The 14,655-nt window shown below is 45.7% G+C and carries 15 protein-coding genes, 1 tRNA gene and 1 pseudogene; 5 read left to right on the top strand and 12 right to left on the bottom strand.

Translation table 11 applies throughout. The annotated features are described in order from the left end of the window. Both ACQY26_RS07075 and dapF read left to right on the top strand, forming a co-directional pair. On the top strand, window positions 1–675 hold a 675-nt coding region (locus tag ACQY26_RS07075), incomplete at its 5' end, for an aminotransferase class I/II-fold pyridoxal phosphate-dependent enzyme (protein ID WP_428048451.1). After that, window positions 672–1,484 (top strand): diaminopimelate epimerase, encoded by an 813-nt coding sequence (gene dapF / locus ACQY26_RS07080; protein WP_428048453.1) that lies wholly within the window; start codon window positions 672–674, stop codon window positions 1,482–1,484. The genes ACQY26_RS07075 and dapF, both read left to right, overlap by 4 nt. Before the next feature lie 77 nt (window positions 1,485–1,561). Here the strand turns inward: dapF and ACQY26_RS07085 are convergent, their stop codons facing one another. The 10 genes from ACQY26_RS07085 to ACQY26_RS07130 form a co-directional block, all read right to left on the bottom strand. Then, on the bottom strand, window positions 1,562–2,443 hold the full coding sequence (locus ACQY26_RS07085; RefSeq protein WP_428048455.1) for an alpha/beta hydrolase: 882 nt from the start codon (window positions 2,441–2,443) through the stop codon (window positions 1,562–1,564). Window positions 2,444–2,462: 19 nt separating this feature from the next. Next, on the bottom strand, window positions 2,463–3,341 hold the full coding sequence (locus tag ACQY26_RS07090) for an NAD(P)H-hydrate dehydratase (protein WP_428048457.1): 879 nt from the start codon (window positions 3,339–3,341) through the stop codon (window positions 2,463–2,465). A gap of 2 nt (window positions 3,342–3,343) precedes the next feature. Continuing rightward, on the bottom strand, window positions 3,344–3,688 hold the full coding sequence (locus ACQY26_RS07095) for a holo-ACP synthase (RefSeq protein ID WP_428048459.1): 345 nt from the start codon (window positions 3,686–3,688) through the stop codon (window positions 3,344–3,346). Between the two features lies 1 nt (window position 3,689). Continuing rightward, window positions 3,690–5,489, bottom strand: a complete 1,800-nt coding sequence (gene glmS, locus ACQY26_RS07100) for a glutamine--fructose-6-phosphate transaminase (isomerizing) (RefSeq protein ID WP_428048461.1) — start codon at window positions 5,487–5,489, stop codon at window positions 3,690–3,692. 9 nt (window positions 5,490–5,498) lie between these two features. Next, window positions 5,499–6,218, bottom strand: coding sequence for a pyridoxine 5'-phosphate synthase (locus tag ACQY26_RS07105; RefSeq protein WP_428048463.1), 720 nt, complete (start codon window positions 6,216–6,218; stop codon window positions 5,499–5,501). Between the two features lie 17 nt (window positions 6,219–6,235). Then, window positions 6,236–7,591 (bottom strand): phosphoglucosamine mutase, encoded by a 1,356-nt coding sequence (gene glmM, locus ACQY26_RS07110; RefSeq protein ID WP_428048465.1) that lies wholly within the window; start codon window positions 7,589–7,591, stop codon window positions 6,236–6,238. Beyond that, window positions 7,584–9,488 (bottom strand): ATP-dependent zinc metalloprotease FtsH, encoded by a 1,905-nt coding sequence (gene ftsH, locus ACQY26_RS07115; RefSeq protein WP_428048467.1) that lies wholly within the window; start codon window positions 9,486–9,488, stop codon window positions 7,584–7,586. The genes glmM and ftsH overlap by 8 nt, the downstream gene beginning before the upstream one ends. After that, window positions 9,472–10,008, bottom strand: coding sequence for a hypoxanthine phosphoribosyltransferase (gene hpt, locus ACQY26_RS07120; RefSeq protein WP_428048469.1), 537 nt, complete (start codon window positions 10,006–10,008; stop codon window positions 9,472–9,474). Before hpt ends, ftsH begins: the two co-directional genes overlap by 17 nt. A gap of 73 nt (window positions 10,009–10,081) precedes the next feature. After that, window positions 10,082–10,648 carry a manganese efflux pump MntP family protein gene (locus ACQY26_RS07125; protein WP_428048471.1) on the bottom strand — a complete coding sequence of 189 codons (567 nt, stop codon included), beginning with the start codon at window positions 10,646–10,648 and terminating at the stop codon, window positions 10,082–10,084. Window positions 10,649–10,720: 72 nt separating this feature from the next. Then, a complete protein-coding gene (locus ACQY26_RS07130) occupies window positions 10,721–11,275 on the bottom strand; it encodes a manganese efflux pump MntP family protein (protein ID WP_428048473.1) in 555 nt (184 codons plus the stop codon). 29 nt (window positions 11,276–11,304) lie between these two features. On the opposite strand from ACQY26_RS07130, the gene ACQY26_RS07135 reads away from it, so the two are divergent. From ACQY26_RS07135 to ACQY26_RS07145, 3 genes are all read left to right on the top strand, one after another. Beyond that, entirely contained in the window at window positions 11,305–12,522 is a 1,218-nt protein-coding gene (locus tag ACQY26_RS07135) for an L-serine ammonia-lyase (RefSeq protein ID WP_428048475.1), read from the top strand. A gap of 1 nt (window position 12,523) precedes the next feature. Beyond that, the gene (locus ACQY26_RS07140) at window positions 12,524–13,027 is read left to right on the top strand and encodes a nitroreductase family protein (RefSeq protein ID WP_428048477.1); all 504 of its coding nucleotides are present in this window, start codon (window positions 12,524–12,526) and stop codon (window positions 13,025–13,027) included. Window positions 13,028–13,271: 244 nt separating this feature from the next. Continuing rightward, window positions 13,272–13,348: transfer RNA gene (locus tag ACQY26_RS07145), tRNA-His, on the top strand. 203 nt (window positions 13,349–13,551) lie between these two features. Here ACQY26_RS07145 and ACQY26_RS07150 read toward each other — a convergent pair. Both ACQY26_RS07150 and ACQY26_RS07155 read right to left on the bottom strand, forming a co-directional pair. Beyond that, the gene (locus ACQY26_RS07150; RefSeq protein ID WP_428048479.1) at window positions 13,552–14,259 is read right to left on the bottom strand and encodes a DUF5677 domain-containing protein; all 708 of its coding nucleotides are present in this window, start codon (window positions 14,257–14,259) and stop codon (window positions 13,552–13,554) included. Further along, window positions 14,256–14,655, bottom strand: a pseudogene (locus tag ACQY26_RS07155) (SAM-dependent DNA methyltransferase); the annotation flags it as partial. The gene ACQY26_RS07150 and the pseudogene ACQY26_RS07155, both read right to left, overlap by 4 nt.

A 14,655-nucleotide genomic window follows, 5' to 3' on the forward strand; every position in this document is an offset into this window, starting at 1 on the left:
AACAATCCCACCGGCGCGGTAATGACTAAAGCCCAATTAAAAGAGTGGGTGGATTACGCCAAAAAGAACGGATCGGTGATAATTTTTGACTCCGCCTATAAGGAGTATATACAAGAGGCTGATTTGCCGCGTTCAATTTACGAAGTGGAAGGCGCCAAAGAAGTGGCGATAGAAATACGTTCATTCAGCAGGACGGCTGGCTTTACGGGGTTTAGATGCGCTTATATGGTTGTGCCTTTGGCTTTAAAGGGCAAAGGCGCGGGCAGGGAAGTTCGCATAAACGATTTGTGGCGCAGACGGCATACTACTAAATTCAACGGGGTGCCGTATATAGTCCAGCGTGCGGCGGAGGCTGTTTTCAGCCCGGAAGGCAAAGCGGAAGTTAAAGAGCTTATTTCCTATTATATGGAAAACGCCCGCATTATAAAAGAGGGATTAAACGCCGCCGGCCTTACCGCTTACGGCGGGGAGAACGCTCCTTATATCTGGCTTAAATTGCCTGAAGGATTAAAATCTTTTGATTTTTTTGACATCTTGCTTAGCAGGGCCAATGTAGTGGGAACGCCGGGCAGCGGCTTCGGCGATTGCGGGGAAGGTTATTTTAGGCTTACGTCGTTCGGCTCCAGAGAGAACACGTTAAAAGCCGTTGAGAGGATAAAAAAACTGAAATTATGAAGGAAATTCCTTTTATAAAAATGGACGGGCTCGGCAATGACTTTTTTATTATCGAACCCGAAAACAGCGACATCAAGCTTTCCGCCAAGGAAATACAAAAACTGGGCGAGCGCAAAACCGGTATCGGCTTTGATCAGCTTTTTATTTTGAAACCGTCAAAACACGCCGACGTGCAAATGGTGATTTATAATTCCGACGGAAGCAAAGCCGGTGCGTGCGGCAACGGCGCCAGATGCGTCGCGGATTGGTTTTTTAATAGAAACGACGTAAAAGAATGTACGATAGAAGCCCCCGGCGGCAAAATTTTAAAAGCTTGCGCGGGCCGCATGATAACGGTTAATATGGGGCCGGCCCTTTTAAACTGGGACGAAATCCCTTTAAGTCACAAAGTGGATACATTGTTCCTTCCGCAGGTTCTGCCCGGGTTTGACGCGCCTTGCGCAGTATCTATGGGCAATCCGCATTGCGTATTTTTTGTAAAGGACATAAAAAAAATCAATTTGGCCCAAACCGGGCCGGACGTGGAATGGCATCCGCTGTTCCCGGAAAGGACAAACGTTGAGTTTGCCCAAATAATGAGCCCATCCATAATACGTATGCGCGTATGGGAGCGCGGCGCGGGAATAACTTCCGCCTGCGGCAGCGGGGCCTGTGCGGTGCTGGTGGCGGCTTTCAGGCGCGGCCTTGCAAAGAAAAAAGCCGAAATTGTTATGGACGGCGGCACTTTGGTTATAGAAATAAATAAAGCCGGAGACGTGCTTATGAGCGGGCCGGTTCATACGGCTTTTAAAGGGACCGCTTATTTATAAATCAAACTTTAACAAAACAAAAAAGAAGCCCGGGGGTAAAAAACCCGGGCTTCTTTATGTCCTAAAATAAAAACAAGTTACAGATATTTGTCAAAAAACTCGCCGAGCCTGTTTTTGTATTGCTGCCCGGCCACCATGGGGACTTCCGTATGAGTGGCGTTGGGAACAATCCAAATTTGTTTGGGCTCTTTAGCGGCGTGATAAAGTTTCCTTGCGTCATGCCTGGGCGAAAGGCTGTCGTCCGCCCCGTTTATTATAAACACGGGTTTGCCGGCAAGCTTTTCAATATTATGTTTGGGGCTGAAATCTTCTGGATCTATACCCAAGCGCTTTTTGGCAAAATACAAAGCCAAAGCCACCAACGGGAAATAAGGCACGTGTTTATGCACTCTGGCCCAGCGCGCTACGACCTTTTCATAAGAATAATAACAGGCTTCCGCGACTACGCACTTTACAGCGGCGTTATGCGCGCCCTCGTAAATGGCGACGGCGGCGCCCATTGAAAGGCCGTAAAGCCCTATTTCTTTACATTTTTCCGGGCGGGTTTGAAGGAGCTTTTCTATCGCGGCGGAAGCGTCCCTCGTTTCCACATATCCTATAGTTGAAAGGCCTTCCCCGCTTTCGCCCGAACCGCGGAAATCGAAATAGAACAGATTATATTTCTTTCTCAAAAAATACGTGCTGTGGAAGACATTGCCTTTGTTCAGCCCCCAGCCGTGCATAAAAACTATCGTTTTGGAACTTTCTTCTTCCGCCGGGATAAACCAGCCTTTAAGAGTTATACCATCGGCGTTTTTAAATATTACGTTCTCAAAAGGCAGATGAAACTGATCGGGAAAAGTCGTTACCTGAGAACGCTTTGTATGGCGTAAAATTATTTTATCGCTTTCCTTATACGCGATAAACACCGCCAGAAGAATTATCAATATTACAACCAAAACTATTAAAAGTATTATCATATTTATATTTTATATTTTTTTAATCCAAAAGTTTTTTAAGAACGTAAGGCAGAGTTTCAATCAACATACTTGCCGTAATTGATTCCTTGGAAACTTTTTCCGCCGCATAATCTGCGCAGGCCCCGTGCAGATATACGCCCAAGCTTGCGGCCAAAAATCCGCGTTCACGGGGATTTGCCGCACCGCCGGCTTTGAGCGTTTTCGCCCATACCGCCGCGATTATCCCGGCCAGGACATCACCGCTTCCCGCTTTTGCAAGGCCTTCATTGCCGCTGGAATTTATGTTTTTACTTCCGTTAAAACAAATTTGCGTAGCCGGGCCCTTTAAAAGGCATACGCCGCCGCTTAATTCGGAAATTTTCAAAGCCGCGCTTTCCGCGTCGAAAGGGATACCGCCCACAAGCCTGTTCATCTCGCCGACGTGCGGAGTAAGTATACACGGAATATCTTTTAAAACGGACGCGCCGCGCGAAGATATAAAATTAAGGGAATCGGCATCTATGACAGCCGGCAAAGCGGCGTATTTTAAAAGTTCTTCCGTTATAAGAGCCCCTTTTGAAAGGCCGCAGCCTGTTAAAATAACGTCCTGCGGATTATTTTTAAGATACTCCTTTATTTGAGCCAAAGCTTCCGCGCCCAAATAACCGCCGGAAGATTTTATATCCAAGATTAAAGCTTCCGGCACGGCGTTTATAAGAGCCGGGCGGATATCACTTACGCCGGCTACGGTAACAAATCCCGCTCCGGCGGCGTAAGCGGCGCGCGAGGCCAAAACAGCCGCGCCGGGCATATCTTTGCTGCCGGCGACGACAAAAACTTTCCCGTTTAAATTTTTATAGGAATCTTTGCTTCTGCGAGGATAATATTTTTTGAAAAAGGCTTCGTTTATTTCCGTCATAATTAGTTTTCGCTTACGACTACGAAAGCCACGGCCGCGTCGTCGGTATGGGAAATGGATAAATCAATCCTGAACCCATCCGCGCGCTTATCGTGAACTTTCAGCTCCGGCTTTGCGCCGGGGGCGGATAAAACTTCTATGTTTTTAAAAGCTATTTCTTTAAAAGGCAAAGCTTTAAACGCCGCCTCTTTGGCGCAGAAACGCGCTGCCAAATGCATGGCCGGTTTGAGCGTTTTTAGACAAAAGGAAAGCTCTGCCTCGGTAAAAATGCGGCGCAAAAGCGCGGGAGAGGCGTTCTCGAAGCGGGATACTTTTTCCATATCCACGCCGATTCCGCATATCGCCATTCTATTCCACCGTTACGCTCTTGGCCAAATTGCGGGGACGGTCGATTTCCCGGCCGCGCAAATCAGAAATATAATAAGCCAAAAGCTGAAGTGGTATCACCGCAAGTATCGGGAAAAGATATTCATTGCTGTAAGGCACCAAAACCGCGCCCTTGGTAGGCGTATTGGAAATTATTATAAGCTTTGCACCGCGCGCGGAAACTTCCTGGCAGGAAGATATCATCTTTTCGTATAAAGAGCCTTTCGGCGCAAGCGCGACCACAGGCATATCTTTATCTATAATGGCTATGGGGCCGTGTTTAATCTCCCCCCCGGCAAAGCCTTCCGCGTGAAGATAAGAAATTTCCTTAAGTTTAAGCGCGCCTTCAAGCGCAATAGGGAAGGAGGCGTTCCTGCCCAAAAATATATAGGAATTGCTTTTATAAACTTCCTTGGCGATTTTCTTTACCGATTGCTCATCTTTAAGCGTTTGGGAAATAAGTTCCGGCAGGGTTTGGAATTCTTTATAAAGCTTATCAAATTCGGCTTTGCCCAAAACGCCGTGCTGACGCGCCATATGCAAAGCGAAGCTGTAAAGCACGGCCAGCTGGGAAGTAAAAGCTTTTGTGGAGGCTACGCTTATTTCCGGCCCGCAATGCGTATAAACGGTATAATCGCTGGCCCTGGTTATAGTGGAACCGACCACATTGCAAATGCTTAAAGTTTTAAGGCCGGCTTTCTTGGCGTTCATTAAAGCGGCTAAAGTATCCGCTGTTTCGCCCGATTGCGAAACGGCTATAAAAAGCCAGTTCTTCTGGAAGTTTATGCTTCTGTATTTAAATTCGGAGGCGGTTTCCACTTCCACGGGAAGCTTGGCGAAATGTTCAATAACGTACTTTGCGCTCAAAGCCGCGTGATAAGCCGTGCCGCAAGCGACTATATAAAGCCCTTTTATTTTCTTTGCGGCGGCGGGAGCTATGCCGAAAGCCTTTTTGATATCGGCGGGCAAAGTGGAAATGGTATCCTTGGTGGCCTGGGGCTGATCAAATATTTCTTTTATCATGAAATGTTTGTACCCGCCTTTTTGCGCCGCGGAAGGACTCCATTTAATAACATTCACTTTGCGGTTCTGCTTTACGCCGGAAAGATTAAAAACTTCGCAGGAAGAAGGCGTTATTTTCGCAAGGTCGCCGTCTTCTAAGAAAATGGCTTTGTTGGTGTAATTTAAAAAAGCAGGAACGTCTGAAGCCAAATAATATTCGCCGTCGCCTTTGCCTATCACCAAAGGGCTTTGTTTTTTGGCCGCGCAGATTACGCCCGGGGCGTTTTTATAAGCCGCAGCCAAAGCGTAAGCGCCTTTAAGTTTTTTTACGGCTAAAACAAAAGCTTTAAAAAAATCTTTTTGTTTTTTAAGTTCTTCTTCTATCAAATGGGCGATTATTTCGCTGTCGGTTTCGGAAGCGAATTTATGCCCTTTTTTAGATAAAACGGCTTTAAGTTCGGCGTAGTTTTCTATAATGCCGTTGTGGACTATGGCGACTTCGCCTTTACAGTCCGTATGCGGGTGGGAATTTAAAACGCAGGGCTTGCCATGCGTGGCCCAGCGGGTATGGGCTATCGCGCAGTTTGATTTAACCTTACGGCTTTTTACAAGCTTTTCAAGGTTTTCCACGCGCCCGACGGCTTTAAGTACGTCAAGACCCTGCGGTTCCTCAAAAGCGATGCCTGCGGAATCATATCCGCGGTATTCAAGTTTTTTAAGCCCCTCCATTATAATGCCGACGCAATTTTTTCCGCCGCTGTAACCCACTATTCCGCACATAATAATCTCCTAAGAAATTTTTTGACGCATCTCAAGCACCGCCTGCGGCAATCCGACAAACACCGCACGCGATATTATTGAAAAGCCTATATTAAGGCATTGCATTCCGCTTAAATTGGCGACGTCTTCCACATTGTCGTAATCAAGCCCGTGGCCGCTGTGGACTTCAAGCCCGAGCTCCCGCCCGAGTATCGAAGACACGGAAAGCTCTTCCAAAATGGCCTGACGCTGTTTTTCCGTTTTGGCTTCGCTGTAGTCTTTGGTGCAAAGTTCCACAATGTCCGCGCCTATTCTTTTGGCCGCGCGGATATCATTGGCTTTCGGATCAACGAAAAGGCTTACTTTTATCCCTTCCGCCTTAAGCCTTTTTACGACTTTCTGTATTAAGGGCAAGTGTTTATCGTCCATTTTCAGCCCGCCGGAAGTCGTAAGTTCGCCGGGATATTCCGGCACTATGCATACGGAGCCCGGTTTGTATTTCACCGCCAAATCGCTCATTTCCTGCGTGGCGGCCATTTCCAAATGGACGTGCTTTCTTAAATGTTTGGTAAGCAGACGCAAATCGTTTTCTTGGATATGACGTCTGTCCCTTCTTAAATGGATTACTATATATTCAGCACCCAAATTAACGCAGGCCTGAGCGGCCTCCAACGGGCTGGGGCCCGCTCCGCCTCTAGCTTGCCTTAAAGTGGCTATATGGTCTATATTTACGCCTAATTCTAATTTCATATATAAACTCCCGAAATTTATACCCCGGCTTTAATTTTGCTCAAATAACAATCCGCCACTTTTGAAGCGGTTTCTTCGACCAAGGTTTTATCTTCCCCTTCGACAAGTATCCTTAAAAGAGGTTCCGTGCCGGAATAACGCACCACTATTCTTCCTTTTGCGCCCATGTTTTTTTGCAGTTCTTCCACATAAGGCAAAAAGCCGTCGATTTGTTCAAGAGGCGTTTTTTCCGTAACTTTTACTGGAACGAGTTTTAAAGGATATTTAGTCCATAAATCTTTAACGCGGGAGGCCGGCTTGCCGGAATATTTCACTATCGCCAAAAGCTGAAGCGCGCACAAAATACCGTCGCCCGCCTGGGAAATATCCCTGAATATAACATGGCCGGAAGTTTCCCCGCCGATTGAAAGATTCTCTTTATCCAAAGCTTCAAAAACGTATTTATCGCCGACTTTGGTCAGCACGGGCTCTATGCCGTTTGCTTTTAAAAAATTGATAAGGCCCAAATTGGCCATTATGGTAAGAACGGCCTTGCCGCCTTTTAAAGCGTTTTTGCTTTTAAGGTAAATCGCGGCCGCGGCAATGATATTATCCCCGTCAAGCTGCCGTCCGAGTTCGTCCGAGGCTATCAGTCTGTCGGCGTCCCCGTCGAAAGAAAAGCCCATAAAAGCTTTATTTTCTTTAGCGGCGTCTTGCATACCCTGCGTATGCAAAGCCCCGCAGTTATCGTTTATGTTAAAGCCGTCGGGGTTGACGTTTAAAGCCGTGATATCCGCCCCGAGCTCCTTAAAAACGCGCGGCGCGATTTGGTAAGAAGCGCCGTTGGCGCAGTCCAAAACGATTTTTGTTCCTTTAAGATCTATATCTTTGGGAAAAGTGGATTTTAAGAAATCCACGTAATCTTCTATGAGTTCTTTTTTATAAACAAAACTCGTACCCGGAACTTCAGCCGGAAGCAACGCACAGGCTTCTATGGCGTTTTCTATATCGGCTTCAAGTTCCTCATTTATTTTGCATCCCAAAGGGGAGAAAAATTTTATACCGTTAAACTCCGCCGGGTTGTGGCTGGCCGATATCACTATACCGCATACGGCGTTATGCTTCTGCGTAAGGAAAGAAGCCGCCGGAGTCGGAGCAACGCCTATATGTACGGCGTTATAACCCGCGGCTCTTATTCCGCGCGCCAAATAATCGGCGATTTCCTTGCCGGAAGCGCGGGAATCTTCCGCGATAATAACATCCTTGCTTGAAGTGCGGCCCTGTTTTTCAATTTCCTTAAGCGCGCAATAACCGAGCTTGGTTATAAAATCTTCCACCAGCGGAAACTGCCCCGCCACGGCCCTTACGCCGTCGGTACCGAAGTATTTAGGCATTTACGGCCTCCGTTTTTCCCTCGCCGGAGTTTTCTTTGTCGGAGGCGTTTTCGTCTTTTAAAGGCTCTTTATCCGCCTCTTTTTTAATGCCGAGTATTTCGTCAATTTCGTCGGAATCAACCACTTCTTTTTCAAGCAGGCGTTCGATAAGTTTTTCTAAAGCGGCTTTATTCTCGTTTAAAATATTTTTGGCTTTGCGGTAAGAATCTTTCACCAAAAGGCTTACCTCGTTATCAATTTCTCTGGCGAGCTCTTCGGAATAGTTTTTGTGTCTGGATAAATCCATCCCCAAAAACACTTCGTTTTGGTCCGTCTGTACGGAAATCGGGCCAAGTTTGTCGCTCATACCTAGCTCCGCGACCATTTTTCTGGCGTAAGCCGTGGTGCGGGATAAATCATCATGCGCGCCGGTGGTAATTTCGTCAAACAAAATTTCTTCCGCGGCGCGTCCGCCCAGCAAAATAGTGAGTCTGTCCAAAATTTCGCTCTTGGTGGTTAAATATTTATCTTCCAGAGGAAGCTGCATGGTGTAACCCAAAGCGGGGCCCCTGGGGATAATGGAAACTTTATGGACGGGATCGCTGTGTTTGCAGCGTTTGGCGACAACGGTATGGCCCGCTTCATGCGCGGCTATAACGCGCTTTTCCCGTTCGGAAATTACGCGGCTCTTTCTCTGAGGGCCGGCCATTACTCTTTCCACGGCCTCTTCAATATCTGATGTTTCCACCGCCGGCTTATCAGCGCGCGCGGCCAAAATGGCGGCTTCGTTTATGACATTGGCCAAATCCGCGCCGACAAAACCCGGCGTGCTCTTGGCTATAACTTCCAAATTGACGTCCTTGCCCATTTTGACTTTTTTAGCGTGGACTTCCAAAATTTCCTTCCTGCCCTGCATATCGGGGGCGGGGACGTTGACGTGCCTGTCAAAACGGCCCGGGCGCGTAAGAGCCGGATCCAAAACGTCCGGCCTGTTGGTGGACCCCATAAGAATAATGCCTTGTTTGCTTTCAAACCCGTCAAGCTCGATCAGAAGCTGGTTTAAAGTTTGTTCGCGTTCGTCATGGCCGCCGCCGATACCGGCAAAGCGGCGTCTGCCGACGGCGTCAAGCTCGTCTATAAAAATAATGGCCGGGGCGTTATTCTTGGCGTTATTGAACAAATCCCTTACGCGGGCAGCACCGACGCCGACGAACATTTCGACAAACTCGGATGCGGATGCGGAAAAGAAAGAAACTTTCGCTTCACCCGCCACGGCTTTGGCCAGCAAGGTTTTGCCCGTACCGGGCGCGCCGTAAAGCAGTACGCCTTTAGGCAGTTTCGCGCCCAAAGTTTGGAATTTTTTAGGATTTTTGAGGAATTTTATTATATCCTGCATCTCCTCTTTGGCTTCGTCACAGCCGGCTACGTCTTTAAAAGTAACTTCCTGTTTTGAAGGATCCTGCATTTTGGCTTTGCTTTTTGCAAAGTTAAGCGCGCTGCGGCCGTCGTTTCTCTGCGGCCTGATGAATAAAAACCACCAAGCGAACACGAACAGCAGAACCATGCCTATATTAAAAAGAACGCTGTATATCCAGCTTTTATCCGCCTGCGCTTTAAAAGGAACTTTGGCCGCAACCAACTCCTGCACCAAAGCGTTGTCTTCAACCTTTACGGTTTGGAATTTTGATTCTTTGCCGTCGTCTTTAAAAGTGCCGGTTATGGTATCGGGCGACATGGTTACCGATAAAATATCGCCGCTGGCAACTTTAGCTTTAAAATCGGAATAATCCAGTTCTTTAACGACTTGGCTCTGGCCCATTTTGGAATAAATACTGACTACCAATACAAATGCCAATATCCACAATAAGATCTGTCTGTAAGGTACGCCGGGAAGGCTTTTGTTATTTCTTTGTTTCATCAAATACTCCTATATAAGGTAAGTTACGGTAAAGTTCATTATAGTCAAGGCCGTAACCTATGACAAATTCGTTTTCAATCTCAAAGCCCGTGTATTTGGGTTTGATGTCTATTTTGCGGTTGGAAGGCTTATCCAGCAAAGCGCACATTTCTATCGAAGCGGGATTCCTGGTTTTAAGCAAATCAAAAAGATATTTCGCCGTAATGCCGGTATCCACGATGTCTTCCACTATGATGACGTCGCGGTCTTTAATATCTTCCCGCAAGTCAAGAATAAAGCGGACTTTGCCGCTGCTTGAAGTGCCGCTATAAGAGGTCAAGCACATAAAATCCAAGTTGCAATCCACCGTAAGATTTTTTACCAAGTTCGAAAAGAATAAAACCGAGCCCCTGAGCACGCCGGCCAAAATAGGTGTTTTGCCTTTATAATCCTGAGATATTTTATCGGCCAATTCCTTTACTCTTTTATTTATTTGCTCTTCGCTTATAAGAATCTTTTTTACAGGCGGATTATAATCCATAATTAATTTGCTCCTTGCTATAAAAAACGCTGCAAAGCGGCAGCGTTTTTAAAATATAATATGCGGTTTAAAATTAACCGTTGGCGATTATCACAAATCTTACCGCTATGATTACCATAATAATGCCGGCAATCAGCTGAAGTCTGTTGCCCAAAACGGTTTTGGTGAAGCTGTGTCCGTGGGAAAGACCCAAAGTTACGGACAAAAAGGTAAACAAAGCCGATAAAAACAAAGTGCCCAAAAGCAGCCTGGGCGCCACAAGCGCAAGCACAAAGCCAAGCATAAAAGAATCAACGCTGGCCTGCACCGCAACCCTTATAAGATAAGAACTTTGAACTATATCGGTATAATTGAGGCTGGGGGATTTCTCGATGGATTCCATAAGAAGCCGCACACCGATTAAGAAGAACAACGCGAAGGCTATCCACGTTGACACGTGCGAAACGCTGTTATACAAAAGCTTACCCAAAATAAAACTTAAGGACAAAGCCAAAAGACTGGTAACGACGAAAACGAAAGTCGTCTTCAAAGCCACGGAGGACTTATAACAGCTGCCCAGTTTGCTGCCGGAAGTTACGCCTATCGCAAAACAACCGGTGGAGATACATAACAATATTATTATTAATGATATTATTCCCATAAAGAATCCTATAATTCATTGTATCAAATGTATAGCAAAATTTTACATAAATTGCCCTTTTGAAACAATATCTCAACCTTCCAAAAAAATCTTTAAACTAAGCAAAATAAGAACTGCACCGCCCGCGGCCTCTGTTTTATCACCCAGACGCCCGCCCAGTTTGGCCCCCAGGCCGAAACCGATTAAGACGGCGGAATTTACGAACAAAAACAAAAACAAAGCCACAGCCATTATTTTAACTTCAAGCGCAGCGATTGATACGCCTGCCGCCAAAACATCTATGTTGGTTGCGACGGCAAGGGCCAAAAGCACTTTTAAACTGTTCATATTTCGGCAGACGGGGCTATCATCCCGCTTGGAAAAAGCCCCCTTTATCATTTTTGCGCCCAAGTAAAATAAAATAAGAGGGCCGATAATATGATCCCAACTGCTGATAAATTTAAGGAGTTTCCCGCCGCCGTAATATCCGGCAGATAAAAAAAGCAGTCCAGTTAAACTGAAGCTTAAAGCCGCCTTCGCGCTTTGCGCCAGGCCCGCTTTTCCGCCCCCGCAGGAAGAAGCCGCGCTTACGGCAAAATTATCTATTGAAAGGCTTAAAGTCAGCAATATAATATCAAGTATATCCATAAATATTAAATATATAGTAACATTTTTATATGCAGACACTAAAAGATTTGTTTAAGGTTGGAATGGGCCCTTCCAGCAGCCACACTATGGGGCCGCGCAAAGCCGCGGAAATTTTTAACGGCAAAAATCCTTCCGCGCACAGTTTTAGAGTGCATTTATACGGTTCCCTCGCTCTTACCGGCAAAGGACATTTGACCGATTTTGCCATAACTTCCGGCTTGGAACCCAAACCGGTTTCCATTGTATGGGAAGGAAGCGTTTTTATGCCTAAGCATCCCAATGCTTTAAAATTTGAAGCTTTAGACGAAAAAGACAATATCCTTGATTCCTGGCTGGTTTACAGCGTAGGCGGCGGGGATATTAAAGACGACAATGATTTTGATAAAGTTCCTCAATCAATTTATCCGCTTAAAACCATGCAGGAAATAACCGCTTATTGCAGAAAAAGAAAAATGAGCCTTTGGGAATATGTAGAAGAATGCGAGGGTCCCGAAATTTGGGATTACCTGCTGGACATATGGAACCAAATGCAGGCCACAATCAACTCCGGCATAACCAAGTGGGAAGTGCTGCCCGGCAGCCTTCAGCTGGAAAGAAAAGCAAGAAGATATTTTAAACTTTCCGATACTTCCCCAAGATACGTAAGAAGAATGCACAAATTATTTTCTTACGCTTTGGCCTGCTCAGAGGAAAACGCCAGCGGCGGAAAAGTCGTTACCGCGCCGACCTGCGGCTCCTGCGGAGTACTGCCGGCAGTACTCAGAATCACAAAAGAAATTTACGAACTTGACGACCTGCCCATAACCCGCGCCCTGGCTACGGCCGGGCTTATAGGCAATTTGGCAAAAGCCAATGCCTCCATATCAGGCGCGGAAGTGGGCTGCCAAGGGGAAGTCGGCGTAGCCTGCGCCATGGCCGCCGCGGCCGCCTGCCAGCTTGAAGGCGGAAATAATCGCCAAATAGAATACGCCGCCGAAATGGGGCTTGAGCATCACCTGGGGCTGACTTGCGACCCTGTGGACGGCTTGGTGCAAATACCTTGCATAGAACGCAACGCCCTGGCCGCCAGCCGCGCAATAGACTGTGCGACTTACGCCATAGCCTCGGACGACGACAACCGCGTATCTTACGACGATATCTTGGCCACCATGATGCAGACCGGCAAAGATATGAACAGCGACTACCGCGAAACAGCCAAAGGCGGGCTTGCCAAATTCTTTAAAGAAAAAATCCTGAGGAGAAAATAAAATGGAACTTTTTAACGCGATTTTTGCCAGAAGAAGCATACGCAAATATCAAAATAAAGCTTTGGAAGCTGAAAAATTAACAAAAATTTTAGAGGCGGCTATGGCCGCGCCTACCGCCAGAAACAAACAGCCCTGGCGCTTTATAACAGTACAAAGCGAAGAAGGCAAAAACAGGATTATGGCCGCCCATCCTTATTCCCTTATGCTGAAAACCGCGCCGTGCGCCGTAATAGTCTGCGCGGATAAGACCGAAGCGACGGACTTCTTTCAGCAAGATTGCGCCGCAGCCATACAAAATATGCTCTTAAGCGCAACGGATTTGGGCCTTGGAAGCGTTTGGCTGGGAGTATATCCAAACGCGGAAAGAACAAATGGAGTTTGCAAAGCGTTTAATCTGCCCGAAAATATTATCCCGGTAGGAATAGTGGTGCTCGGCTATGCTGACGAGGCCAAAGGCCGCGAAAACCGCTTTGACGCCGCTAAAATCCATAAAGAAAACTGGTAAAGTTTACGAGAACTTACTTTGGCGGACGCATTTACGGCGGCTTTTAAAACCGCGTCTGGATGCAAAGCAATCATTTGCAAAGCGCGGGGCGCGCTGATACTGTTATTTAACGGCGATTTGAGAATACAATAAAATCAACTTGCCAGAAAAAGCGTCAAAATGATAAAATAAAAAGACATAAGCCGCTTTCGGCGCCTAAATGGCTTACTTTTAGGAGCGAACCGGCGGCAAATACAAATTTATGGTGGATGTAGCTCAGCTGGTTAGAGCGCCGCTCTGTGGAAGCGGAGGTCGCGGGTTCAAATCTCGTCATCCACCCCATTTATTTTCCCGTCGAACCTTCGGCGGGAATTTTTAATTGTATTTTAGCCTATTCATCCCCGCTTCCCGCCGGGGATTTTTTGTTTAGGGAAAACAGAAACTCGGCATATACCAGTTAGGTTAAGGCTAAATAGGCAAAAGAAAAGGCCTAAAAAGTATAAAAGTATCTTTTAGACAAAAATTTAACTCAAGAAATTTAATTTTTAGTTTGTTAGTTTAGTTTTTTGATAAACGATGTCTAATTCTTCTTTGATTTTTTCCAGATAACGCTCTATTCGCATTAAAAATATTATCTTATGAACAGGTGCCTCAAACGGGGAATCCCCGTTCAAACTAAATGGACAAAAATGTAGGAGTTTAGAAGTAAACTTATAGAAATAGTTATACTCATCTTCTAACCCTACTGCTTGTGCCATTTCTTTCATACTAGGCATTTTAGCTGGTTTTTTCTCATATTTCTGCTTTAGCTTTGCTAGTTCTTCCCGATTAGGCTGATTCATATCGGGCATATCTTTCAATTCAGGAAATAGTTTTTCGTCTGCTTCTGTTCGGGCCGAACAGCCCTCTAGATACTCCCATCTATCCCGCTCGCAATAAGCCACCATTTTCTCAAAGGCATTTTGTTGATTAATGTACTTTACTGTGATAAATGCTTCACATAACCTACGGACATTCAACAAAACTTTATCAATAGAAGATTCCAATGTACACACGGGTAGCTTAAAAACATATTCCGACAGGAAAAATCCAAATGCTGTTTCGTATCTCGTCTTAAAAATACGATCTTGCGCTCGCTTATGAAATTTATCATGCAGCACTTCTATCTTTTTACGAAACTCCTTAATTTTAGTTTCATAAATAATACGCAGGCGTTCTGTATTTTGTGAGACAAGAGTTTCATCAATATTCATAACGTTTTTTCCAACGCTTCTAAATCAGATAAACAACCTTTTAAATTTTTGACAATGCCTTTTAATAAAATACCCGGTTCAGGTAGGTTCTCTAATTCCTTTAAACTGTCATCTTTTAGCCAAATAATATCCAAGTTGGTTTTATCACGTTTAATCAGTTCGTCATACGTAAATTTTTTGAACCGCTCGCTTTCTTTGCGTTGGGTGCGGTCATCGGCTGAATAACATTTAATAAAATCCTTCAAATGCTCATCGGATAGTGAATTTTCTACTAAAGTTAAATTCATATTGGTGCGCAGGTCATATACCCATACATCTTCAGCAATCTTTACAAGCTCATCCATGCTGTAGCTCTTGTCAGCGAACTGAACATAAAGAGTAGCTGCTTTCTTTGCT

The organism is Candidatus Proelusimicrobium excrementi, from assembly GCF_937881865.1.
GTDB classification, from domain to species: Bacteria; Elusimicrobiota; Elusimicrobia; order Elusimicrobiales; family Elusimicrobiaceae; genus Proelusimicrobium; species Proelusimicrobium excrementi.